At 60.7% G+C, this 22526-nt stretch carries 17 protein-coding genes; 12 read left to right on the forward strand and 5 right to left on the reverse strand.

Annotated elements, in window-relative coordinates; translation table 11 throughout:
• Nucleotides 1–86 precede the first annotated feature (86 nt).
• The 4 genes from DWX39_RS07970 (at nucleotide 87) to DWX39_RS07985 (ending at nucleotide 6900) form a co-directional block, all read left to right on the forward strand.
• Nucleotides 87–1763 carry a PTS transporter subunit EIIC gene (locus tag DWX39_RS07970; RefSeq protein WP_117759240.1) on the forward strand — a complete coding sequence of 559 codons (1677 nt, stop codon included), beginning with the start codon at nucleotides 87–89 and terminating at the stop codon, nucleotides 1761–1763.
• 82 nt (nucleotides 1764–1845) lie between these two features.
• Nucleotides 1846–4125, forward strand: coding sequence for a family 78 glycoside hydrolase catalytic domain (locus DWX39_RS07975; RefSeq protein WP_117759242.1), 2280 nt, complete (start codon nucleotides 1846–1848; stop codon nucleotides 4123–4125).
• Nucleotides 4126–6027, forward strand: a complete 1902-nt coding sequence (locus DWX39_RS07980) for an FAD-dependent oxidoreductase (protein ID WP_117759244.1) — start codon at nucleotides 4126–4128, stop codon at nucleotides 6025–6027.
• Between the two features lie 45 nt (nucleotides 6028–6072).
• Entirely contained in the window at nucleotides 6073–6900 is an 828-nt protein-coding gene (locus tag DWX39_RS07985; RefSeq protein WP_117759246.1) for a PRD domain-containing protein, read from the forward strand.
• A gap of 138 nt (nucleotides 6901–7038) precedes the next feature.
• Here the strand turns inward: DWX39_RS07985 and DWX39_RS07990 are convergent, their stop codons facing one another.
• Both DWX39_RS07990 and DWX39_RS07995 read right to left on the reverse strand, forming a co-directional pair.
• On the reverse strand, nucleotides 7039–8244 hold the full coding sequence (locus tag DWX39_RS07990; protein ID WP_117759248.1) for an ATP-binding protein: 1206 nt from the start codon (nucleotides 8242–8244) through the stop codon (nucleotides 7039–7041).
• Nucleotides 8245–8460: 216 nt separating this feature from the next.
• Entirely contained in the window at nucleotides 8461–9594 is a 1134-nt protein-coding gene (locus tag DWX39_RS07995) for a LacI family DNA-binding transcriptional regulator (RefSeq protein ID WP_233508907.1), read from the reverse strand.
• Between the two features lie 317 nt (nucleotides 9595–9911).
• On the opposite strand from DWX39_RS07995, the gene glmS reads away from it, so the two are divergent.
• A complete protein-coding gene (glmS, locus tag DWX39_RS08000) occupies nucleotides 9912–11759 on the forward strand; it encodes a glutamine--fructose-6-phosphate transaminase (isomerizing) (RefSeq protein ID WP_117582939.1) in 1848 nt (615 codons plus the stop codon).
• Between the two features lie 118 nt (nucleotides 11760–11877).
• Here the strand turns inward: glmS and DWX39_RS08005 are convergent, their stop codons facing one another.
• Nucleotides 11878–12579: a GntR family transcriptional regulator gene (locus DWX39_RS08005; protein WP_050766156.1), complete on the reverse strand. Its 702-nt coding sequence runs from the start codon at nucleotides 12577–12579 to the stop codon at nucleotides 11878–11880.
• A 193-nt stretch (nucleotides 12580–12772) separates the two neighbouring features.
• Between DWX39_RS08005 and DWX39_RS08010 the strand changes: the two genes are divergently transcribed.
• The 3 genes from DWX39_RS08010 (at nucleotide 12773) to DWX39_RS08020 (ending at nucleotide 15958) form a co-directional block, all read left to right on the forward strand.
• Nucleotides 12773–13807, forward strand: coding sequence for a YeiH family protein (locus DWX39_RS08010; RefSeq protein WP_117759250.1), 1035 nt, complete (start codon nucleotides 12773–12775; stop codon nucleotides 13805–13807).
• 273 nt (nucleotides 13808–14080) lie between these two features.
• On the forward strand, nucleotides 14081–15298 hold the full coding sequence (locus DWX39_RS08015; protein WP_117759252.1) for a helix-turn-helix domain-containing protein: 1218 nt from the start codon (nucleotides 14081–14083) through the stop codon (nucleotides 15296–15298).
• 84 nt (nucleotides 15299–15382) lie between these two features.
• A complete protein-coding gene (locus DWX39_RS08020) occupies nucleotides 15383–15958 on the forward strand; it encodes a hypothetical protein (RefSeq protein WP_147336389.1) in 576 nt (191 codons plus the stop codon).
• 41 nt (nucleotides 15959–15999) lie between these two features.
• On the opposite strand, the gene DWX39_RS08025 is transcribed toward DWX39_RS08020, so the two are convergent.
• Complete coding sequence (locus DWX39_RS08025; RefSeq protein WP_117759256.1) at nucleotides 16000–16521, reverse strand: nitroreductase; 522 nt, start codon at nucleotides 16519–16521, stop codon at nucleotides 16000–16002.
• 294 nt (nucleotides 16522–16815) lie between these two features.
• Here DWX39_RS08025 and DWX39_RS08030 point away from each other — a divergent pair, with 294 nt between their 5' ends.
• From DWX39_RS08030 to DWX39_RS08045, 4 genes are all read left to right on the forward strand, one after another.
• Nucleotides 16816–17106, forward strand: coding sequence for a hypothetical protein (locus tag DWX39_RS08030; protein WP_055251737.1), 291 nt, complete (start codon nucleotides 16816–16818; stop codon nucleotides 17104–17106).
• Between the two features lie 176 nt (nucleotides 17107–17282).
• Nucleotides 17283–17783, forward strand: coding sequence for a MarR family winged helix-turn-helix transcriptional regulator (locus DWX39_RS08035; protein ID WP_117759258.1), 501 nt, complete (start codon nucleotides 17283–17285; stop codon nucleotides 17781–17783).
• The gene (locus DWX39_RS08040; RefSeq protein ID WP_117759260.1) at nucleotides 17783–19507 is read left to right on the forward strand and encodes an ABC transporter ATP-binding protein; all 1725 of its coding nucleotides are present in this window, start codon (nucleotides 17783–17785) and stop codon (nucleotides 19505–19507) included. Before DWX39_RS08035 ends, DWX39_RS08040 begins: the two co-directional genes overlap by 1 nt.
• A gap of 1 nt (nucleotide 19508) precedes the next feature.
• Nucleotides 19509–21521 (forward strand): ABC transporter ATP-binding protein, encoded by a 2013-nt coding sequence (locus tag DWX39_RS08045; RefSeq protein ID WP_199411471.1) that lies wholly within the window; start codon nucleotides 19509–19511, stop codon nucleotides 21519–21521.
• A gap of 112 nt (nucleotides 21522–21633) precedes the next feature.
• Here DWX39_RS08045 and cysE read toward each other — a convergent pair whose 3' ends face one another.
• Nucleotides 21634–22338 (reverse strand): serine O-acetyltransferase, encoded by a 705-nt coding sequence (gene cysE / locus DWX39_RS08050; protein WP_117759262.1) that lies wholly within the window; start codon nucleotides 22336–22338, stop codon nucleotides 21634–21636.
• Nucleotides 22339–22526 lie beyond the last annotated feature (188 nt).

The following is a 22526-nucleotide window of genomic DNA, read 5'->3' on the forward strand; positions in this document are numbered from 1 at the left end:
GGTCTTTTTTGTGCAGCTATTCTTGAGGTCGATGCAGTGCACGGCAGCGGCCCTATGGATTGGGACCTAAGGAGAGGCGGTTTGCGATGGATGTTCTCGAGACCATCAAAGCCCTGGTCGGCGGCGACACGAACGTGAGCTCGGTGATCGAGCTTGACGGCGGCGTGCAGATCAGGGTCAAAGACGCAAGCGCCGTGAAGCTCAGCGAGATCTGCGCCCTAGCGGGCGTGGAGAGCGCCAAGCTCACGTCCTCGGTCCTCAAATGTACGTTTATCCACGGAAAGGGTAAGCACATGGGTCAGTACCATGAACTCGCCGGCGAGATCCTCAAAGGGGTCGGCGGTATCGAAAATATCAAGAACGTGCGCCACTGCATCACGAGGCTGCGTTTTACGCTCAAAGACGAGAAGATCGCCCAGGACGAGACGATCAGCAACCTTGACGGCGTCATCCAGGTCATGAAGGCCGGCGGCCAGTACCAGGTCGTTATCGGCGCTGCCGTGGACGATGTCTACGAGGAGCTCGTGAGCGAGTACAAGGTCCCGGGCGTGGGCACGGTCGCTGAGGACGATGCGGCCGAGGACGAGGACGAGAAGAGCCGCAACGTCTTTAACATGCTGATGGACACGGTGTCGGGCTGTATGGCGCCTACGCTTATGCCCCTCGCTGCCGCAGGTATGATCAAGGGCCTGCTCGCCCTCTGCATTGCCATGGGCTGGCTCACCGCCGATAGCGGTGCCTACATGATCTGGTACTCCATTGCCGACGGCTTCTTCTACTTCCTGCCCATCATCTTGGGCTACACTGCGGCCAAGAAGTTCGGCTGCAACGAGTTTCTGGGCATGGCGCTCGGCGCGGCGCTCGTGTATCCGGCCATGGTCAACCTGAGCTCCACGGCCGAGGTCGCAGGCACCATCCTCGAGGGCACCGCCTTCCAGATGAGCTACTACAACACCTTCTTCGGCATTCCCGTCATCTTCCCGGCGGCCGGCTACACTTCGAGCGCTATCCCCATCCTTATCGCCGTGTGGGCCGCCTCTAAGCTCGAGGGCGCGCTCAACAAGGCCGTCCCGCAGCTCATCCGCTCCATGGCCGTGCCGTTCCTCTGCTTTGCCATCATGGCTCCCGCGACCTACCTTGTGATCGGCCCCGTGGCCTCCATGATTTCGGGCGTCCTCACCCTCATCACCGAGACCCTCATCAACATCCCCGTCGTGGGCGGCGCTGTGGTCGGTCTCGTCGTGGGTGGTGCGTTCTCCACGCTCGTTATGTTCGGTCTGCACTGGGCCATCATCCCCATCATGCTCAACAACATCGCTATGCTCGGTTACGACCCGCTCATGGCAGCCGGTTCCATCGGCGGCTTCGTGGGCGTCTCCCAGGGCCTGGCCGTGATCCTGCGCACCAAGAGCGACAAGACCCGCAACGTTGCCATCCCGGCCACCATCTCGCAGTTCTTTGGCGTAGGCGAGCCGCTGCTCTACGGTATCCAGCTCCCCAGCAAGTTCCTCTTTATTCAGAACATCGTCTTCAGCGCAGCAGCCGGCCTGGTTATGGGTGCGCTTAACGTCCACGCCTTCAGCATGGGCAGCGCCGGTCTCTTCGGTATCCCCACCTTTATGGATCCCTCGGGCGCCGACACGAGCAATATCGTGTTCTACCTGGGCACCCTTGCCGTGATCATGGTCGTTGCCTTTGTCTTTACCATGGCGACCTATCACGACGACGGTAGCTACCTGGGCAAGAAGCGCGCCGACAAATAATCGTCGGTACAGATTACACCCCAGCCAGAATGGCGGTTCCACGTGGCGGGCCGCCATTCTGTTTATCTCTTGAGAGGTCAGGATGGAGCATACGTTATTGGACGGGGCGCGCTGGATCGCAGGCGCGCCGTTTTGCTACGAGCCCGAGTCGGCTTTTTTTGGCGAAACATATCGAAACCATGTGGTCATGGGGTCGTTTGAGCTTGAAAGCGTGCCCGCACGGGCCGAGCTCGAGCTGGCGGTGCTGGGCTATGCGCGCGTGCGCATCAACGGTAAGCGCGCGGATGGCTCCGAGCTTCTCGGATGGTGGACCAACTTTACCAAAAAGGTCTATGCGCACAAGGTCGACGTGGCGGGCCTTTTGCATGAGGGTGAAAACGAGATCCAGATCGAGCTCGGCAACGGATTTTTTAACCCCTCGCCCTTACGCCTGTTTGGCAAGTACAACCTGCGCGAGCGCCTGACCGAGGTCGGCACGCCCCGCGTGGCCGCACGGCTCGTCGACGGCGAGGGCAAGGTGCTCGTTGCCACCGATGCCTCGTGGAGTGTGCGCGAGGGCGACCTCCTGTTCAATAACGTGTATCTGGGCGAGGTGTTTGACCTGCGCGGGGGTGCTCCCGCGGCAGGCCCGTGCCCTGTGACGGTATATGACGATACTCGCTCGGTCGAGCTCACGCCGGTCGCCCCGTGCGTGCGCGCGGGAAGCATTGCGCCCGTGCGGATCTTTGAGCACGAGGGGGCGACGGTTGTCGACTTTGGCGAGGTCGTCGCCGGATTTTTGCGTATGCGCGTGGCGGCTCACGCGGGTGCGCGCATCGAGCTTCTCTATTCCGAGACCTGGCGCGATGGCGGCCCTTATACAGGGACGGCGGTTGCGGGCTATGCCGGCATGGAGACTCCGCGCGGCGTGTGTCCCGGCGGTCCCGACGCTCCCGAGCCGGCCGAGCAGCACGACTCGGTGCTCTGCCACGAGGGCGTCAACGAGTTTGAGAACCGCTTCTGCTGGCATTCGTTCCGATACGTGAGCGTGACGGGCGCGTCTGCTGCCGACATCGTCGAGGCGGTGGCGACCTATGTGCATACGGACCTTGCGCAGGTGGGTAAGCTTGAGCTGGGCTGCGAGCGCTTTGAGCGGCTGCACGAGGCTGCGATCCGCACCAAGCTCAACAACAACCACGGCCTGTTTGAGGACTGCGCGCGCGAGCGCTTTGGCTACGGCGGCGATATGGTGGCCCTCGCCGCGTCCCAGACGTTCTCGTTTAACGTCGCGGGCCTCATCGACAAGACGCTTGCGGATTTTGCACGCGATCAGACGGAGCGAGGCGGCCTTCCCGAGACGGCGCCGTTCATGGGTATCGGCTCCAACGGGCCCGCCTATGGCGAGGGGCCGCTTATATGGCAGATCGCCTACCCGTATCTGGCGCTTGTTGCAGATCGTGTCTGCGGGCGACGCGACCTGCTCGAGCGGGAGTGGGCGGGCATCGAGCGCTTTGGCGACTACCTGCTCGGCTTTGATGCGGCAGAGCTCGCTCCGCACTGCCTGGGCGACCACGGCAGCCTGATTGCGCAGGGCTTCTCGAGCGGCAGCCCCGACAAGGAGTTTGTGGGCTGGTGCGCAATCCTTTGGGCGCTCGGCCTTGTGTGCGAGGCGGGGGAGCGCTTAGGCTGCGATGTCGAGCGCTTTGCTGCGGCCGCCGCAGAGCTGCGGCCCCGGATCATCGATCGCTTTAAGCACGAGAACGGATCGTTTGGCGACGGGACCCAGACGTCTTGGGCGTTTGCCGCGGAGCTCGGCCTGGGCGACCAGTCGGAGCTGGTGGGCGCACTGGTGCGTGCGATCAAGGCCGAAGGTGGCGTGCTCACCACGGGCATCTTCGGTACCTCGTTTGCCTTTAGGCTGCTTGCGGAGTATGGCTACAGCGAGCTTCTTGAGCGCTGGCTGCTGCGCGAGGAGAACCCGAGCCTACTCGGAATGCTCGCCGACGGCAACGGGGCGCTTATCGAGATGTTCGACGATCCTTTGGCCTCGTGCGACCATGCCATGTTCTCGAGCTACGACCAGTGGTTCTACGAGGGTCTGGGTGGCCTTTTAGTTGCGCGCGACGCGCAGGGCTGCGACAAGCTCACGGTCAAGCCCTACCTTTCGCACGCCACGGACAGTTTTGCCTGTACGTGGAAGACCTGCAAGGGCGCGGCACGCGTGGAGTGGAAGCGCGCGGACGGCGCGGTCACGGTTGCCGTCGAGGTGCCCGAGGGCGTCGAGACGGCCATCGAGTCCCCCTGGGGCTCGGAGGTCCTCTCGTCAAAGACAGAGGGCACGCTTACCGTCATGGTCGTTTCTGAAGAGAAAGGGGGCTGCTAGATGAGCTACCCACATCTGTTTTCTCCCATTAAGCTGGGCGACACGCTTGTGCAGAACCGTATCGTCGCAAACCCCATGAGCGAGCATTACGAGGATCGCTGCCGCGGTGGCGCCGGTGTCGTGATCTGCGGGCACACCATTGTGGAGCCCGGGCGCTCGTCGTGGATGAGCGCCGATGAGCCGTATGCATTCTCCAAGTACGAGCGCGAGTCCACGGTGGCCCGCGCCCGCATGGCGCGCGCGGGTGGTGCGGCGGCAAGTATCGAGCTTGCGCATGCGGGTCAGTATGCGCGCACCGTGGACTACGCCATGGGACCAGACGGCTTTGTGCGCGCCGATGGCATCGAGGTGCGCGCCATGACGCCCGCCATGATGGAGCATACGGCCGCATGTTGGGTGCAGGCGTGCGTTGATGCGCGCCGCGCGGGCTTTGACATGGTGTTTTTGCACTTTGGGCACGGCTGGCTCATGGGGCAGTTTTTAAGCCCGCTGTTCAACCACCGCACGGATGGGTACGGCGGCTCCATCGAAAATCGCATGCGCTTTCCCTTGCAGGTGCTGAGCGCCTGCCGCGAGGCCGTGGGGCCGCGCTTCGCCATGGAGATGCGCATCTCGGCTGACGAGTGGATGCCGGGCGGCATAGAGCTTGACGACGTCATCGCGTTTTGCCGCGAGGCCCAGCGCTACGTGACAAGCATTCAGGTCTCCTGCGGGCTCGATATCGAGCACGAGGCCAACGTGCACACTTCGGCAACTAACCTCGACCCGCATCTGCTCAACCTGGAGCTCGCCCGTGCCGTCAAGGCGGCAGTCGATGTCCCCGTGACGCTCGTGGGCTCCGTCGAGACGCCCGAGGAGGCGGAGCGCGCCATCGCCGAGGGCGCCTGCGACATGGTGGCGCTCGCGCGCGCCCTGGCCGCCGACCCCCTGTGGCCCGCCAAGGCACGCGACGACCGTGCCGAGGATATCGTGCCGTGCCTGCGCTGTCTGCAGTGCTACCACATTTCGACGGACCGCTGGAACGTGGGCTGCAGCGTGAACCCGCGCTTTGCCAACGAGGATTTTGTTCCGCGCACGGTGGAGCCCGCGGAGGTTTCGAAGCGCGTACTCGTGGTGGGTGCCGGCCCTGCCGGCTGCATGGCGGCGATCACAGCCTGCGCGCGCGGTCACAAGGTGGTGCTCGCGGAGCGCGCCGATCGCGTGGGCGGCAATGTGAGGCTTATCGCCCAGGAATCCCACAAGGAGGATATCGCTCGCTACTTGCACTATCTCGAGCACAAGATTGCCGGGCTCGAGCGCGCGGGTGAGCTTGACGTGCGCTTTGGGTGCGAGGTGGACCGTGTCTTTGTGGAGGAGATGGCGCCCGATGCGCTCATCGTCGCCGTGGGCGCCGAGTCGTTTGTGCCTTCCGTTCCGGGTGTCGATGCGCCCGTCGTTATGGGGTTTGCCCAGGCTATCGAGCATGTGGAGGACCTCGGCTCGCGCGTGGTGGTCGTCGGCGGCGGCACGATCGGTGCCGAGCTGGCGCTCGAGCTTGCCGAGCAAGGGCACGAGGTCAAGGTGGTCGAGATGGGGTCTGCGCTCGCGGCGCAGGGCAACTCACTCTTTAGGATTGCGCTCCGCCAGATGTTTGACAGGCAGGGCAAGGCCATCGAGGTGCTGCTCAACACTTCTTGCACCTCGATCGGCGATGAGGGCGTGTGCGTGAGCGGGCCCGATGGGGCCGAGTGCGTGCTCGCCTGCGACAACGTGGTGATCGCTGCGGGCGTGCGGCCGCGCACCGCGCTTGCCGAGGGCCTTGCGGGCGTGGTGCCCCAAACGTATCTTGTGGGTGACTGCCGCCGGGCGCGCGTCATCAAGGATGCCGTGTTTGAAGGCTACTCTGCGGCGGCATCCATCTAGCACATGTGCTAGGTTGTACAGTGGGTCAGAAAGGAAGGATAGGCGATGTGGATCCTCAAGAAGATCAACAACAACTGCGCGCTTGCCCGCGATGACGACGGGCAGGACCTTGTTGTCTTTGGCAAGGGCATCGCCTACCGCAGGCCCCCTTATGAGCTTAAGGACCTTTCGATCGTCGAGCGCACGTTCTACGGCGTGGGCGGGGCGTCGGTTGCCGCGCTCAAGGATATTCCGTCCGATGTGCTGCTGCTTGCGGCCGATATCGTCGATTACGCGAGCGCCAAGCTCGACACGGAGTTCAACCCCAACGCGCCCGTGACGCTCGCCGACCATATCAATTTTGCCTGCCAGCGCGTGAGCCAGGGCGTGGTGATCGAGACGCCGCTTTCGTTTGACGTGATGCGTCTGTATCCGCGCGAGGTCGCCGTCGCCCGCCGTGCGCTCACGCTCGCAAAGAGCCGCCTGGGGGTTGCGCTTCCCGAGGCCGAGGTCACCAACATTGCTCTGCACCTGATCGACGGCGAGTCCGAGCAGAGCAACATGGAGGCTACGATCGAGGCGACGCGCGTGCTTGAGGACCTGACAGAGATCGTGGTGCGGCACATCGGAGCTCTCGATACCTCGTCTTTTACCTATGCGCGCTTTGCGATGCATGTGAGATTTTTGCTCGACCGTATCAAGCTGGGGGAGGACGCGGATGCCGGCTTTGGAACGATGCTTCCCGTTATGAAGGAGACGTATCCGGAGTCGTATGCCTGTACGGCAGATATTCTCGCCTACTTTATTTCCGAGCACGGCTGGGAATGCAGCGAGAACGAGACGCTCTACCTGCTGATGCATGTTCAGCGACTTAAGGCGAGTATCGAAGGATAAGGTCGTTTTATTTGGATGGGCCCCTCCCGGAAGGGACCCGGAGGGTGGCTAGGGTGGAATAAAAGGGGCTTTTTTGCTTTAAACGATCGAGGGTGCAGCCTTGGCAAGGGGTCGGCGGAGGGCTTTGGGCGCTATGAGTTACTCCAGGAGCCAGTCGATCACGTTGCGCTTGCGGACTCCTTCGTAGTTCGCGTCCGCAAACAGCGTGTCGAGCGTAAGAAGCGTCTTGGGGTAGTTGTCTCGGACTTTCTTAAAGGGGGCCAACTCTCGATTGAGGGTAGTTTCGTCGAGCGTTGTGGCTGAAACCTGAAAATAGGCTGTCTCGTCTGACTTTAGGGCAACAAAATCGATTTCCCCGCCGTCGATATCGCCCACGTAGACGTCGTATCCACGGCGTAGGAGCTCGAGATAAACAACATTTTCGAGGATATGACCGATATCGCTGCTTTGGGTTTTGACGAGAGCACCTCTAAGTCCAAGGTCAACGGCGTAGTATTTGCCGTTTGTTGAAAGAAGCTGCCGACCGCGCACGTTATAGCGCGGAGCAAAGTACAGCACAAGGCTGTCTGTTAAGCCTTTGAGGTATTTGGCTACGGTTTTCTGGTCGGTTTTGTTGCCGTTGGACGAGAGCGTGTCGGAGATTTTTTTAATCGAGATCCGGTTTCCAATGCTATGGAGTAGGAACTTGGTGATATCGCGCAGGGTCGGGACGTCCGAGACCTTCAGGCGTTCGATAACGTCGCGTATGACGATGGTATCGTAGAGGCTCATAAGATAATCGCGCGCCTGGGGTCCCTGAATACCCGTCTCGGCGATAAAGGGAAAAGAGCCCCGGGTGATGTACTCGTCAAACAACTGCGCGGGAGCCTTTCCGTCATTGGTTTTTGCCGAGCAAAACTCTTTAAAGGATAGGGGCAGCATCTTGAGCTCTACGTAGCGGCCGGAGAGCAAAGTTGCCAGCTCGCTCGAGAGCAGATAAGCGTTGGAACCGGTTATGTAGAGGTCGACATTGTCCTTGATAAAAAGACTGTCGACGGCTTTTTCGAAATGCTCGACGTGCTGTATCTCGTCCAGAAAAACGTAGTTCATCTTATCGGGGACGAGTCTGGCGGAAATGTAGTCGTAGAGTGCTCTATACGACGTAAGCGACTCGAACTCCAGGTCTTCAAAGTTGAGGGATATAACCTGGTCGCCTGTGATTCCATGATCGCGCAGGTAGCTACGGTAGATTTCGAATAGCTTTGATTTGCCGGACCTTCGCACGCCCGAAACGACCTTGATGACGTGCGAGTCTTTCCACGAAATGAGCCAGTCGAGGTACTGTTTGCGATCAATCAGATTCATGAAACCCCTTTCTTGGCGAGAAAAAACTGGAGCAAAATCAATACTTATAGGAAATATCTAAAAATATGGAATTGAGTCTATTTTAACAAAAAAGTTAATGAAAAATGGATTACATTCCGTAAATATCCGTAGCCGCAGGTCCGGCTAAACGGGGAGGGCACATGGGGCCAGTAAAAAACGCCGCAGCGGGCCTGTTTCCGTTGCGGCGTTTTTTTGTCACAAGTAGGCGCCTAGGTTGATGTCGGTTGTTGGGACCATGGGTTGGCCCGTCGGGTGCGGCTTGGCATTTTGGGTGCTTACGCGCTCGAGCAAGAAGGGACGCACGAGCTCCTGACGGTTAATGTCCTCGCTGGCCGTGACCGTGGTGACGGTGCGCGCGGCGGAGCCGATGCGGACTCGTTTGGTCTTGGCGGCAGGTTTATCCTCGATTTGCTCTATGAGCAATTGAACGCCCTTGCGGCCAATCTCGTAGCCCGGGGGCGCTACCGTAGTGAGCGGGACCGATCCGCTCCATGCAAGGGGGTTGCCGTCGCAGCCGGCCACGCGGACCTGCTCGGGGACGGAGATGCCTTTGTCGGTCAGCGCTGCGATAACGCCCGAGGCCAATACGTCGGTCAGGCCGATGACAAAATCGGGGCGCTTGTCATCAGGGCGCTCGGCAAGCTGGGCACCGATGCTGTAGCCGTCGGCAGCGGTATTCCATTCGCCGGCGTCGATGACTTCGATCTTGATATCGGGATGCAGGGCGAGGGCCTTGTGGATGCCAAGTACGCGCAAGGTGAGCTGCATAAATGCCGCTCTGCCCACAACGGTGATATGGCGTGCGCCACGGGCAACGGCGAGCTCGGCGATAATGCGGCCTTGTGCCTCGTTGTCGGCAGCCACGTAATAACCGGGCTCGGAGCAGTGGATGTCCAGATGGACGATCGGCACGGGCATCTTGGCCATGGCGGGGTGCCAGTCGGGGGACGCCATGGGCTGAACCATGACGCCGGACATCTGCGTGCCCATAAAATAGCGCAGGTAATGATCCTCGAGAATGTCGTCGTTATCGGCATTGGCGATGAGCAAGTCATAGCCGTGCTTGCGTGCCTCGTTGTGGGCACCGCTGGCAATCTGGAGCGAAAAGCCGTGGTCGAGACGGGGGAGGACAAGGCCAAAGGACTTAGTGGTGCCGCCGGCCAGCTGGCGAGCGCTTTGGTTGGGCAGGTAGCCAAGGCGATTGATGGTCTCGTTGATGAGCTTGAGGGTCTCGGGGCGCAGCTTTTCGGGGTGGTTGAGCGCGTTGGATACCGTGCCCAGCGAGACCCCCGCCTCGCGCGCGACGTCGCTGATTTTTACCTTTGCCATAGCGGCCCCTTTGATGCGTTTCAAGTACAAGGCAGATTGTAGCATCGCCCACCCCTAGGGTGTCAAAACCTGCCAATTAGGGACAGGTTTATTTTGGTAGGTTTTATCTGGGCAAACGCTGGAGCCCAAACCACCACAAAGGTGCCTGTCCCCATCGTGGTGGTTTGGGCATGTGTGCATCGAGTGGTATCTAAGTTGAGATACCACTTCTGGTATATCAGCTTGCGCTTGCGTGAGTACAATACTCGAACGTTATACGTCTCAGCGCCCCCTGTGCGTGGACGTCTTGCAGTCACGCGAACGAAGGGATTTATCCTATGTGCGGAATTGTCGGCTACACCGGCTCTGATATTGCAAAGAACATACTGGTCACAGGCCTTAAGCGCATGGAGTATCGCGGCTATGACTCCTCGGGCGTTGCGCTCGAGGTGGGCGAGGGCGCCGCGGCACACCTCGACGTCATCCGCCGCGTGGGCAAGGTTGCGGGCCTGGAGAGCGAGCTTTCCAACATCGACAGCGACGCTACCTGCGGTATCGGTCACACCCGTTGGGCCACCCACGGCAAGCCCTCCGTCGTTAACGCTCACCCCCACACCAGCTGCGACGGTCGTATCGCCATCGTCCACAACGGCATCATCGAGAACTTCGCCGAGCTGCGCGAAGAGCTGGAGGGCCGCGGCCACCACTTTAAGAGCGAGACCGATACCGAGGTCTTCGCGCATCTGATCGAAGAGGCTTATGCTGAGACGCACGACCTGATGGCCTCCGTGCGCGAGGCTTGCACCCACGTGGTCGGTGCCTATGGTCTGGCCGCCGTGTGCGCTGACGAGCCCGGCGTGATCGCCGTGGCCCGCAAGGATTCCCCGATCGTAGTCGGCGTGGGCGAAACCGGCTCCTATGTTGCTTCCGATGTCATCGCGCTCATCGACGCCACCCGCGATGTCGTGGTGCTCGAAGACGGTCAGTTTGCCAAGCTCACGCCCGCGGGCGTCGAGTACACCGACGAGGCCGGCAACGTTATCGAGCCCAAGGTCACCCACATCGACTGGGACCTAGACATGGCCGAAAAGGGTGGCTACCCCGACTTTATGCTCAAGGAGATCCACGAGCAGCCTCGCGTTGTGCGCGACACGCTGGTCGGTCGTATGACGCCGGCCGGCGAGCTCGACATCGACGAGCTGGGCCTTTCGCTCGAGGAGCTCAACGACATCGACCGCGTCTACGTGATCGCCTGCGGCACCAGCTACCACGCCGGACTCATCGCCAAGAACCTTATCGAGGGTTGGGCTCGCATCCCCACCGAGGTTGAGGCGGCCAGCGAGTTCCGTTACCGCAATCCCATCATTACGCCGACGACGCTCGTCGTTGCCGTGTCCCAGTCGGGCGAGACGGCCGATACCCTTGCCGCCATTCGCGACGCGCGCATCAAGGGCGCCAAGGTCTTCGGCATCACCAACGTGGTGGGCAGCCCGGTGGCGCGTGAGAGCGACGGCGTCATCTACACCAAGGCCAACAAGGAGATCGCGGTCGCCTCGACCAAGAGCTTTATCGGTCAGGTCGTGAGCCTTACGCTGCTGGCTCTGCTGCTGGCGCAGGTTAAGTACCGTCTGACCACCAAGCAGGCGCGCATGCTGTTCCGCGAGCTTTCCGATACGGCCGAGCAGATCCAGTGGATTTTGGATACCCAGACCGAGGCCGTTCATGAGGCCGCCCTGCTGTGCAAGGACGCGCAGTCGGCGCTGTTCGTGGGCCGTGGCATGGGTGCCGCTATTTCCTACGAGGGCGCACTCAAGCTCAAGGAGGTCAGCTACCTGCATGCCGAGGCCTACGCCGCTGGCGAGATGAAGCACGGCCCCATTGCCCTGATCGACCCGGGCTTCCCTGTCATCGCTGTGGCCACCAAGAGTGCCACCTACGACAAGACCGTGTCGAACCTCATGGAGTGCAAGGCGCGTGGCGCCAAGGTCATCGTCGTTGCCACCGAGGGTGACGAGGAGATCAACAAGATTGCCGATTGCATCATCCGCGTGCCGGCCGTCCGCGACGTGTTCAGCCCCATCACCGCGAGCGTCCCGCTGCAGCTGCTCGCCCGCGAGGTCGCCATCCTGCGCGGTTGCGACGTTGACCAACCTCGTAACCTGGCGAAAAGCGTTACTGTCGAGTAGTTGGTTCCGCCGTTCTAACGACCAAGGCCCGGCTCCGCGTCATCAGACGGAGCCGGGCCTTTTTGTACGGAGAAACCAGCACAAAGGTGCCTGTCCCCTTTGTGGTGGTTTTGGCAGGTTAGCGGAGCTTACTGGTCTCGAAGTACTCGGGGAACTGGTCCAGAACCTCGGTTTGGTTGCGGAACATCATGTGCAGGTGCTTGCTGACCAAAAAGCTCGCTTCGATGGGGTCGCGACCGGCGATAGCGCGGCGAATCTGCTTGTGCTCGTTCACGATGTCCTGATTGTCGAGAACCTGCGTGGCGGCGCGCAGCCAGCGGAAGCGCTCCAGGTCGGCATTGGTCTCTTCGAGCCACGACCACACGGTGCTGCGACATGCGATGCTAAAAATCATGTGATGCATGAGGTTGTCGCTCAAAAAGAAGCCGATGCGATCCTCTTCGGCCATGGCCTTTTCCTGCAGCACGATGGCGCGGTCGAGCTGCTCGATGCCGGCCGACGTGGCGCGCGCACAGCACTCCACAATCACCTGCTTTTCCAGATGCTCGCGGATGTAACAGGCACTCTCGGCAAGGGTGAGGTTGATGGGTGAGACGTAGGTGCCGCTCTGGGGCACGGTGCGCACCAGGCCTTCCTGCGCCAAGCGAACCAAAGCCTCGCGCACGGGCGTGCGCCCCATATCCAGGTCGTCGCAAAGTTGCTTGACGCCCAGCTTTTCGCCCGGCTTGTAGTCCAGGTAGACGATTTTGCGTCGAATGGTGTGGTAGGACTGGTCCTGTAGGCTCGTTTCCTGCTCGCCGACGTGCATCGATTCTTCCATAGCGCCTCGCAACTGTTCTATCAAACTCATATGTCAGTTGTTAATTATGCCGCGAATCAGCTTTCCGCGGTGGGTAATTCGGCTGTTGCCCAAGAACTATTGCGGCATCTTAGTCTTTGTTTACGCAAGGCTGCGCTCAATGTTGCCGTATCATAAGCCGTCGCAAACGTGAAAGAGAAAGAAGGAATCCCATATGCAACTGGCGAATATCGTACGCGAGCGCTGGAAGGGTGTCTTGTTCTGCCTGATCATCGCTATCCCCGCAACGCTGCTCGGCAAACAGATTGAGGTGGTCGGTGGGCCGGTATTCGCCATCCTCTTCGGCATGGTTCTGGCGCTCGTCTTTCCCAAGAATCGCCGCGAACAGCTCGCCGTCGGTGTCACCTATACGTCTAAAAAAGTCTTGCAGTACGCGGTTATCCTGCTTGGCTTTGGCATGAACCTCTCCCAGATTCTGTCCAAGGGCGCCCAGTCGCTACCGATTATCGTGGCGACAATCTCGACCTCGCTTGTCATCGCCTTTGTGCTCTGCCGCGTTATGAACGTGCCGAGCAAGATCGCGACGCTTGTGGGCGTGGGCTCGTCAATTTGCGGCGGTTCTGCCATCGCCGCGACCGCGCCCGTCATCGATGCCGACGATCGCGAGATTGCCCAGGCTATTTCGGTCATCTTCCTGTTTAACGTTATCGCGGCGCTCGTGTTTCCGACGCTCGGCGGTATGCTCGGGCTGACCAACGAGGGCTTTGGCCTGTTTGCCGGCACCGCCATCAACGACACCTCGTCCGTAACGGCTGCAGCGAGCGCTTGGGACAGCATGCATCCCGGCGCCAATGTGCTCGAGAGCGCCACGGTGGTCAAGCTCACCAGGACGCTGGCCATTATTCCCATCACGTTGGTCCTCGCATGCTGGCAGATGCATCTGGCGCGCAAGGCCGGCGGCGACGCCAAAAGCACGTTCTCGCTTAAACGCGCGTTTCCCATGTTTGTGCTGTTCTTTGTGCTGGCGAGCGTAATCACCACGGTGCTTCAGCTTCCCGTGTCCATCACGGCGCCCATCAAGGAGCTGTCGAAGTTCTTTATCGTGATGGCCATGGCGGCTATTGGCTTTAATACCGATATCGTCGAGCTGGTCAAAAAGGGCGGCAAGCCCATCGCGCTGGGCTTTTGCTGCTGGATTGGCATTGCGTGCATGAGTTTGGGAATGCAGCACGTGCTGGGAATCTGGTAGAGAAGTAGCTTATTCGCGTGCTGGTTGCTGGTTGCTGGTGAGCGCAAGCCTGCGGTGGAGCGATAGGAGCTCTTGCGGGTATGGCTTGTCCGCAGGTTTATAAGTCCCGAAGAGCTCTTATCGCCCCGCCAGGATGGCGATGCGGGGCAACACCTATACTCGCAGGACGGCGCTTTCTGCCCTATAGTGTTTGGTGAGCAATATCGTTCAATTTTGAAACACTCGGTCGTGCGACCGTCGGCGGTTGCACGTCGCCGCGGACAGGGGCAAATCATGGATAGCGATGCCAAGCTGAACATCTTGACCGAGGCCCTGGCTGCTGCCGGGGCCTCGGCATTGGCAATCGATGCGCGTGGGGATGTCGCGATTTCGACCATGAATGACGCGGCGCTTGAGCGGGATGTGGCGGCTTTTGTCGCTGAGCGCCTCGACCGTATAGGAGACGGCGCGCGTCTGGTTATGGGGCGTGCGGGTACGCGCCTGAGCCTGACCGTTCGCCCCACCGACAAAGAAGGCGGGGGCCTTTGGGTCGTCGTGGTCCGCGAGGTACGCGGCGCCGCGGCACATGCGGGCATCGAGTGGCTCAACGCCGACGAAGTTGAGGCCCGCTACGAATCGAGCGCGTACGGCATCGTTGAGGGGGCGGCCTCGGTAGCTGCGCCGGTCGCCGAGAGCTACGCGCGCGGTGTGCCCCTTATGCTCGAGGGCGAGCTGGGAGCGGGTCAGGTCGAGATAGCCAAGCGCCTCTATCTGGACGGTCCTTTTGCCGATCAACCCTTTGTTGCCGTTGCGCTCGATGAGCTTACCGATCGCGGTTGGCGCCACGTGCTCAAAAGCGCCGAATCGCCGTTGTTCCAAACGGGGCTGACACTTTGCATTGCGGGCTGGAATGCGGTTGGCCCCCAGCGCCTTCGCGAGCTCGTTTCCACGATGGCCGACACCGCGTTGGCGACGCGCTGCCATGTGGTGCTGACGGCGAATGACATGCCGGGCGGCAGCGAAAGTGATCAAGCCGCCTTTGTGACCGAGCGCTTCGCCTGTGCGGTGAGCGTGGCGCCGGCAATCGTCGAGCAGGGAGCCGCGTCGACGAAGGTTGCGCGCTATTTGGAATATCTCGCTGGTGCATTTGGGACGGCAGCGCCCACGCTGTCTGCCGCGGCGACGAAGGCGCTCGATGCTTACCGCTGGCCGCGCAACTATCTGCAGCTCCGCGAGGTCTCGGAACGACTGTATATATTGGTGGGGACGGGCACGGTGGATCGCGCTGTGGCGGAGGAAGTGCTAGCCCAAGAGGACGTGATTAAGACCGCAACCTTTGGCGCCCCGACACTCGAAAGCGACCTGTTTATCCTGCGACCGTTGGCCGATACCGAGCGAGATATCGCGCATCTGGTTGTAGATCATCTCCACGGCAACCGAACCCGTGCGGCGGAGGTGCTGGGCATAAGCCGAACAACGCTGTGGCGCTTGCTGAAGGACGATGACCGTTGAGCGAGGCGCCCGTGACCGCGCGCGACGCGTGTGCTACAGTCCAAAGCGTTATTGTTTCGATTTGGTTACGGCGTGCGGGGGCGTATGGCTGAGACTACAAAACCGAGCCGCAGAAGGCGGAGCGCCGCACCGGTCAACCGACGCACGACATCGGTGACGTGGGGCAAACACGCCTCGGGGTTTGATGGTTCGTTCAAGCGCACTAAATACGGCTATCCTTCGACAGGTGCCCGCTTGGCAATGCAGGCAGAGTCCTCGCTGTGGGACCGCAAACGCGTGGTGGGCTCAAAGCTCAAGCACGACGGCACGCTCGGCTACATCAGCCGCGGGGCGGCTCGTCGCAGCGGACTCAATCCGGCTGGTTGGCATCGTTATGTTCCGATCGCGGTCGTCGTTGCAGTGATCGTCATCGCACTCGCTGCGCTTGGCTACGCCGGCGGCGGCGCCAACTTGGACGCAGTGTTTAAATCGCCCGAGCTCGCGCATGCAGGCACAGAAATTGTCGAGGGCGCTCAGACCCAGACGAGCGTCGCGCCCCAGCGCGGTATCGTTGCGGCAGCCTCCACCATCGCCGACGCTCAAAAGGACGACGGCGAACAGGGCGACGGCGCCGAAACGACCCACACGAACGAAACGACGACAACTCCACCGGCAAGATAAGTTGCGAGCGGGTCCGCCGTTCGTTAGAACGGCGGGACTAATTACTTTACATACACCACGTTGTCGCGGCGGGGTTTGGGCTCGGGTAGCGTGTCTTCGGCATAGCCCAGAATGCAGTGACCGACACCGCGCAGGCTGCCGTCGGCGGGCAGGCCCCAGCTGGCCAGCAGCTCCAGGCCCTCGGGCGAGTCAAAGACCTCATGCGCGCGGTGAATCCAGCACGAATCGACATCCAGTGCATAGGCGGCGTTGAGCAAGTTGCCCATGGCGAGCGAGCCGTCTTCCAGATACGTGGGCACGCTGCGGTCAACCAGCACCACCACAACGGTCTTGGCGCCATAGAAGGGGTCGCTGTTGCTGCCCATGACCTGGGCGTTGAGCTGTGAGAGACGCTCGACGGTCGCGGGGTCGGTGACGGCGACAAACGTCACCGGTTGGCGGCCCATGCCGCTCGGTGCATATTGGCCGGCTTCGATAATACGTGCAAGCTTTTCGGCCTCGACGGGACGATCGCTGTATTTGCGGCAGCTGCGGCGATGGATGAGTGCTTCGATAGTCTCCATGGTGTCTCCTTGCGGTGGCGTTGCAGATGCCCCGTTCATACCCGTCGGGCTCAAACGATAGACGGTCAATTGCCCGGCCAAAAGGATAGATTCCAATTGGGAAAGTAGGTTTGCATAAAAGTACCTTCAGAATGTGACAAACAAATGGGATGGTTAAACGTTTTATCCCGTCTACCCTGCGGTTTTTTACCACTTGCCTAAATGACGAACGCATAACCTCTGATAAAGGTTTTACTAAAGGAGTACCAACGTTTATCAATGCGCCGTGGTGGCGCCGGGCCAGGAGGTAACATCATGTTCCAGGCTGGAGATGTCGTCGAGACCGACTTCGAAGGATTTCTGAAGCTGCTGCGTTCCAAGACGCGCGCTTTTGTGACGATTGACGATCACGAGTACTACATCACGCACACCGATGGCTATTGGCGTGTTCAGGATTGCGAGGCCCTCAACGACAAGGGCCACTTTACTGACTGCTCCGAGCTGGTCAACACGGTCTGCGAGGTCGTCGAGCTGCCGTGGATTGCCGGCAAGAGCCTGCATGACAGCTTCTCGGGCGCTACGGTCTATGAGGCCGTCGCCGCCTAGCAGCAAATAATCGATTTCCTCTCATGACCGCCGGCGCTGCCCCTGCGCCGGCGGTCTTTTTTGTCGATATGTTGTATAGCCTGTGCGCTGCGAACGAAGTCCTTGACGATAGTCAAAACTCGGACTAATCTGAAACTTCAATTAGTCAAAATTCGGACTATCGAATGGTGGGAGAGATGGATAGCGCGGTTACGTCGGTCGATTTTGACCGAATGCTCAACGGGCTCGACCGTATTTATTCAGAGTTCGCGCGTGCCTGCGGCCTTTCGGATTGCGCCCATTGGATGCTCGTCGATATCAGCACGGCGGACGAAGACGTTGCCGTGAGCCAGCTCACGAGCGAATGGTTCTATAGCAAGCAGACCATTAACTCGGCAATTAAAACCCTAACGGCGCGAGGGCTTGCGACGCTGGAATTTGCCGAAGGCAGTCGTAAGAACAAGGTCGTTTGTTTGACCGATGAAGGCCGGCGGTTCGCCGAGCAGTATGCGTTGCCGGCGGTTAAAGCCGAGCAGCGTGCCTTTGGCGCGCTCGAGCCCTGGGAACAGCGTGAGATTATGCGTTTGGTCGGCAAGTTTTCCCATGTGCTCAACGAGGAGTGCGAGGCGTTTAAACAGCAGATGGCCGCCGAGAGCCAAGCGGAAAATCAAGAAGAGGGGGAGACGTGCGACTCTTAATGAGGTTTATGAGGCCGTATCGCGGGCTGATTGCAGTGACACTGTTTGTGCTGCTGATAGATAACGTCGGCACACTGCTGGTACCTACGATGTTGGCGAATATGGTCAATACCGGCATCACGACGGGTGATGTCGACTACATCCTGCGCAACGGCCTGTACATGCTTATCGCGACCGGCATGGCCAGCGGTGGCGCGGTGCTGGGCTGTTATCTTTCGGCTCGCCTGGCGGCCAACGTGGCCTGTGACATTCGCAACGCCGTCTACGACAAGTCGCTCGAGCTGTCTGCCAGCGACTTTGAGCGCTTTGGCACCGGATCGATGATCACGCGCTCGCTCAACGACATCAACGTGATTCAGCAGGCGATTCTGCAGACCATTCAGCTGGTGCTGCCCGTGCCGTTTTTGGCCGTGGCGGGCATCATCTTCGCCTGGTTTATCGATCCTGCCATGGGCACGCTTCTGGGCGTCGTGGTTGCGATTGTGCTGGTGGCGGCGGTCTTTACGGTTGCCAACGCGGCTCCGATCTTTATGCGCTTGCAGAGCTTTATCGACCGCATGAACGTGGTGCTGCGCGAAAACATCGTGGGCGTGCGCGTCATCCGTGCGTTTAACAAGGAGCGTCACGAGGAGCGGCGCCTGGACGAGGTGTTCAGCGACTACGCCGCCAACGCCATCAAAGTCAACCACCTGTTTGTGGGCCTCGACAGCTCAAGCTTCTTTTTGATGAACATCGCCGAGGTAGCGGTGCTGTGGGTTGGCGGCAACCGCGTGGGCGCCCACGCCATGCAGATCGCGAGCATCTCGGCGGTGCTGGAATATGCGCTCCTGATCCTGTTCTTTGTGATGATGGCGCAGATGGTAGTGCTGACGCTGCCGCGCGCCGCGGCGTGCCTGAACCGTGCGCAGCAGGTGTTGGAGATTGAGCCGAGCATCGTGGACGGCGAGCGTACGCTGGGTGACGGGGCGCCTGCCTCCGGGGGCGATGCGGATGCGGTCGCTGAGTTCGATCACATGTCGTTTCGCTTTGACGATGCCGACGAGGACACCCTGTGCGACCTGAGCTTTGCCTGTCGTCGCGGTCAGACGACCGCGATTGTGGGCTCGACGGGCTCGGGCAAGTCGACGGTGGCAAAGCTTCTGCTGCGTTTTCACGATGCCACCAAGGGTGCCATTCGCCTGGACGGCGTCGACCTGCGCGAGCTTTCGCAAGACGAGATTCGCAGGCGCATTGCCTATGTGCCGCAGAAGGCGTGGCTGTTCTCGGGCACCGTGGCAAGCAATCTGCGCTTTGGCAACGAAGACGCGACCGAGGCCGATATGCTCCACGCGCTCCAGGTTGCCCAGAGCACCTTTGTGCTCGATCAGCCGCAGGGGCTCGATACCCCGGTGGCGCAGGGTGGCACGAACTTTTCGGGCGGTCAGCGCCAGCGCCTGGCCATTGCCCGCGCGCTCATGAAGCATGCCGATCTGTATATCTTCGATGACAGTTTTTCGGCCTTGGACTTTAAGACCGATGCAGCGCTGCGCCATGCGCTGCAGGAGGAGACGCGCGACGCTGCGGTGCTCATCATCGCGCAGCGCATCTCGACGATCTTGCATGCCGACCAGATCGTGGTGCTCAAGGACGGCGAGGTCGTGGGCCTGGGCACGCACGACGAGCTCATGGAAACCTGCGAGGTGTACCGCGCTATCGCGGAATCGCAGATGAAGGGAGGTGAGTAGCATGACCGAGGAGCTCAAGAAGTGCAGCGATGCTATCGATTCGAACGATTCGGACGCCGCTGAGAAAACGGTCGACCAGGCTGCCGCGGTGCTCGAGCTGGATGTCGCCATCAAGGCGGCCGAGCGCGAGGCTCGTCGCCAGGCGCTGTACGAGGAAAACGAGCGTGCCGAGGACGAACGTGCCCGTGCCGAGGCAGAACGTATGCGCGACGTGGACGACGAAGACGAGGACGAGACGCCCCGGGATACCTGGGCGACGGTGCGCCGCTTGTGGGGCGAGGCCGCCGGCGACCATTGGCGCTTTTACATCGTGTTTGCGAGCATCGTGTTCTACGTCATCTTTAACACCGCCGCGCCGGCGTACAGCGCTCACGTCATCGACGAGCTGTGGGGGCATATGCAGGTGGCGTTTGCCAACGGAACCACCTTCAACATCACCTGGGAGAACTGCGGCAAGACCATCTTCGTCTACTTTATGATCTGGACTGCCGCTGCCTCGTTCTATGCGCTCCAGAGCTTTTTGATGTCGAGCGTGGCCGAACGCCTCAACCTGCGTCTACGCAACCGCATCGCACAAAAGCTCAATCGTCTGCCGCTTGCCTTCTTTGACGCGCATCGTCCCGGTGAGGTCGTCAGCCGTGCGACCAACGACTTGGACAAGATGTCCGAGAGCATGCAGCGCGGATTGCTGCAGCTGCTTGTGTCGATCGGCACCGTGACGGGTGCCATCATCATGATGTTCGTCTATAGCGTTAAGCTCACGCTCGTCTTTTTGGGCTTCACGGCCCTGTCGCTGCTGGTGACCAAAGTGGTTTCGCGCCGCACGCATGATGTAACGGGCGAACGCCAGGAGTGGGTGTCCAAGATTACGAGCGCGGTCGAGGAGGGCTACTCGGGCCGTCTGGTGATTCGCGCGTTCAACCGCGAGCGCCAGAGTTCTGCCGAGGTACACGAGGCCTCGGGCGAGCTGGCGCGTGTGAGCGTCAAGGCCGACTTTATGATTAACGCTGTGGGCCCCGCGGTTCGCTTTATCGGTCGTCTGGCGCAGATCGTGATCGCGCTCGTGGGCTGCAACATGCTGGTGGCCGGTCAGATGACTGTCGGCGTGTTCCAGGCGTTCTTCCAGTTTATCTACGAGGCGTCCGAGCCCATGACGCAGCTCTCGTTTACCTTCAACTCGCTGCAGAGCGCGCTGGCGAGTGCGGAGCGCGTGTTCGACCTGCTCGATGAGCCCGAGATGGAGGCCGATCCGCAGCCGGGCGAGGCCGCCAAGCTGCCGGGTCGCGTGGAGGGCCGCGTCTCCTTTGAGCACGTGCGCTTTGGTTATTCGCCCGACAAGCCGCTCATGCGCGACGTGTCGTTTACCGCCGAGCCGGGCCAGAAGATTGCCGTGGTGGGAACCACGGGCGCAGGCAAGACGACGCTCATCAACCTGCTCATGCGCTTTTACGAGATCGACGGCGGCCGCATTACGCTTGACGGTGTGGATACGCGCCTCATGGATCGCGGCGAGCTACGGCAGCAGTTTGGCATGGTGCTACAGGACGCCTGGCTGTTCGACGGCACGATTGCCGAGAACATCGCCTACGGCTGCCCCGAGGCAACGCGCGAGGAGATTGTTGCGGCCGCTCGCGCCGCCCAGGTCGACTTCTTTGTGCGCACCATGCCTCAGGGCTACGACACGCGCGTAGCCAACGATGCCGAAAGCATCAGCCAGGGCCAGCGTCAGCTGCTAACCATCGCGCGCGTGCTGCTCAACAACCCGGCGATTCTCATCCTGGACGAGGCGACGTCGAGCGTGGATACGCGCACCGAGCTTGCCATCGGCCGCGCCATGGACGCACTTATGCGTGGGCGCACAAGTTTTGTGATCGCGCATCGCCTGTCGACGATCGTGGATGCCGACCTGATTCTGGTCATGGATCACGGCAATATCATCGAGCAGGGCACGCATAAGGAGCTGCTGGCAGTCGAGGGCGCCTACGCCGACCTCTATCTGAGCCAGTTCGCATAATGTGACAAAGGGACAGTCCCGCATGTCACATTGGAAACAAGGCGCGCCGGGGATTGATTCCCTGGCGCGCCTTTTGCGTCGGTGCCGATGTTGTTTTGTGCCGCTCGCGTTCCTAGTGCTCGTCCACGAGTTTGGCGACGAGGGCCTTAAGCTCGGCCACTTCTCGCTCGAGTTCCTTGACGCGACGGGCGTTTTCGGTGATGCCCTGGCGGTTGAGGGCGCTCTGCTCGGCGGCATCGTCGGGCATGTACTCGCGATGCTGCTTGGCGTCGAAGCTTTCCTCGAATACGCGGCAGCCGTTGCGCTTGATGATGCGGCCGGGCACGCCCACGACGGTGCAGTTGTCGGGCACGTCTTTGACGACAACCGAGTTGCCGCCGATTTTGACGTTGTTGCCGATGCGAATGTTGCCGAGCACCTTGGCGCCTGTGCCCACGGTGACGTTGTTGCCCAGGGTGGGGTGGCGCTTGCCGGTCTCGTTGCCGGTGCCGCCGAGCGTGACGCCCTGGTAGAGCACGCAGTTGTCGCCCACAATGGTGGTCTCGCCAATGACGACGCCCATGGCGTGGTCGATAAAGAAATGCTTGCCGATCTGTGCGGCAGGATGAATCTCGACGCCAGTGATATGGCGGGTGATTTGCGAGAGCACGCGGGCGAGCGAGCGATGTCCATGTTCCCACAGCCAGTGCTCGGGCACGTGGTTCCACTTGGCGTGCAGGCCGGGGTAAGAAAGGAAGATGACTAGGCCGTTTTGCGCGGCGGGGTCCTGTGCCTGGACGGTCTTGATGTCCTCGCGAATGGTATTGATAAAGCTCACCGGCCGCCCTCCCTTAGCGCCGCGACAATGCAATTCAATAAAGTATAGCGATTCGCTAGGGATTAGGAAGAGCAATCTTGCTCGGCTTTGCGCGACAGGTGTCAATTATGCAAACTTGCTGGTAATGAAGTCACGCTTTTGTAAGGTCGTGTGCGTTGCCGCGTCACAACCGTATACTGGTCAACTTG

Source organism: Collinsella sp. AF19-1LB, from assembly GCF_003459655.1.
Lineage (GTDB): Bacteria > Actinomycetota > Coriobacteriia > Coriobacteriales > Coriobacteriaceae > Collinsella.

What these genes read in the sequence shown, in the direction of transcription:
- DWX39_RS08045 (WP_199411471.1), top strand. Translation starts at nt 19,509, where the DNA reads ATGACCGAGGAGCTCAAGAAGTGCAGCGATGCTATCGATTCGAACGAT.
- glmS (WP_117582939.1), top strand. Translation starts at nt 9,912, where the DNA reads ATGTGCGGAATTGTCGGCTACACCGGCTCTGATATTGCAAAGAACATA.
- DWX39_RS08005 (WP_050766156.1), bottom strand. Translation starts at nt 12,579, where the DNA reads ATGGAAGAATCGATGCACGTCGGCGAGCAGGAAACGAGCCTACAGGAC.
- DWX39_RS08015 (WP_117759252.1), top strand. Translation starts at nt 14,081, where the DNA reads ATGGATAGCGATGCCAAGCTGAACATCTTGACCGAGGCCCTGGCTGCT.
- DWX39_RS08010 (WP_117759250.1), top strand. Translation starts at nt 12,773, where the DNA reads ATGCAACTGGCGAATATCGTACGCGAGCGCTGGAAGGGTGTCTTGTTC.
- DWX39_RS07985 (WP_117759246.1), top strand. Translation starts at nt 6,073, where the DNA reads ATGTGGATCCTCAAGAAGATCAACAACAACTGCGCGCTTGCCCGCGAT.
- DWX39_RS07990 (WP_117759248.1), bottom strand. Translation starts at nt 8,244, where the DNA reads ATGAATCTGATTGATCGCAAACAGTACCTCGACTGGCTCATTTCGTGG.
- DWX39_RS08020 (WP_147336389.1), top strand. Translation starts at nt 15,383, where the DNA reads ATGGCTGAGACTACAAAACCGAGCCGCAGAAGGCGGAGCGCCGCACCG.
- DWX39_RS07975 (WP_117759242.1), top strand. Translation starts at nt 1,846, where the DNA reads ATGGAGCATACGTTATTGGACGGGGCGCGCTGGATCGCAGGCGCGCCG.
- DWX39_RS07995 (WP_233508907.1), bottom strand. Translation starts at nt 9,594, where the DNA reads ATGGCAAAGGTAAAAATCAGCGACGTCGCGCGCGAGGCGGGGGTCTCG.
- DWX39_RS07970 (WP_117759240.1), top strand. Translation starts at nt 87, where the DNA reads ATGGATGTTCTCGAGACCATCAAAGCCCTGGTCGGCGGCGACACGAAC.
- DWX39_RS08040 (WP_117759260.1), top strand. Translation starts at nt 17,783, where the DNA reads ATGAGGTTTATGAGGCCGTATCGCGGGCTGATTGCAGTGACACTGTTT.
- DWX39_RS08025 (WP_117759256.1), bottom strand. Translation starts at nt 16,521, where the DNA reads ATGGAGACTATCGAAGCACTCATCCATCGCCGCAGCTGCCGCAAATAC.
- DWX39_RS08030 (WP_055251737.1), top strand. Translation starts at nt 16,816, where the DNA reads ATGTTCCAGGCTGGAGATGTCGTCGAGACCGACTTCGAAGGATTTCTG.
- DWX39_RS08035 (WP_117759258.1), top strand. Translation starts at nt 17,283, where the DNA reads ATGGATAGCGCGGTTACGTCGGTCGATTTTGACCGAATGCTCAACGGG.
- DWX39_RS07980 (WP_117759244.1), top strand. Translation starts at nt 4,126, where the DNA reads ATGAGCTACCCACATCTGTTTTCTCCCATTAAGCTGGGCGACACGCTT.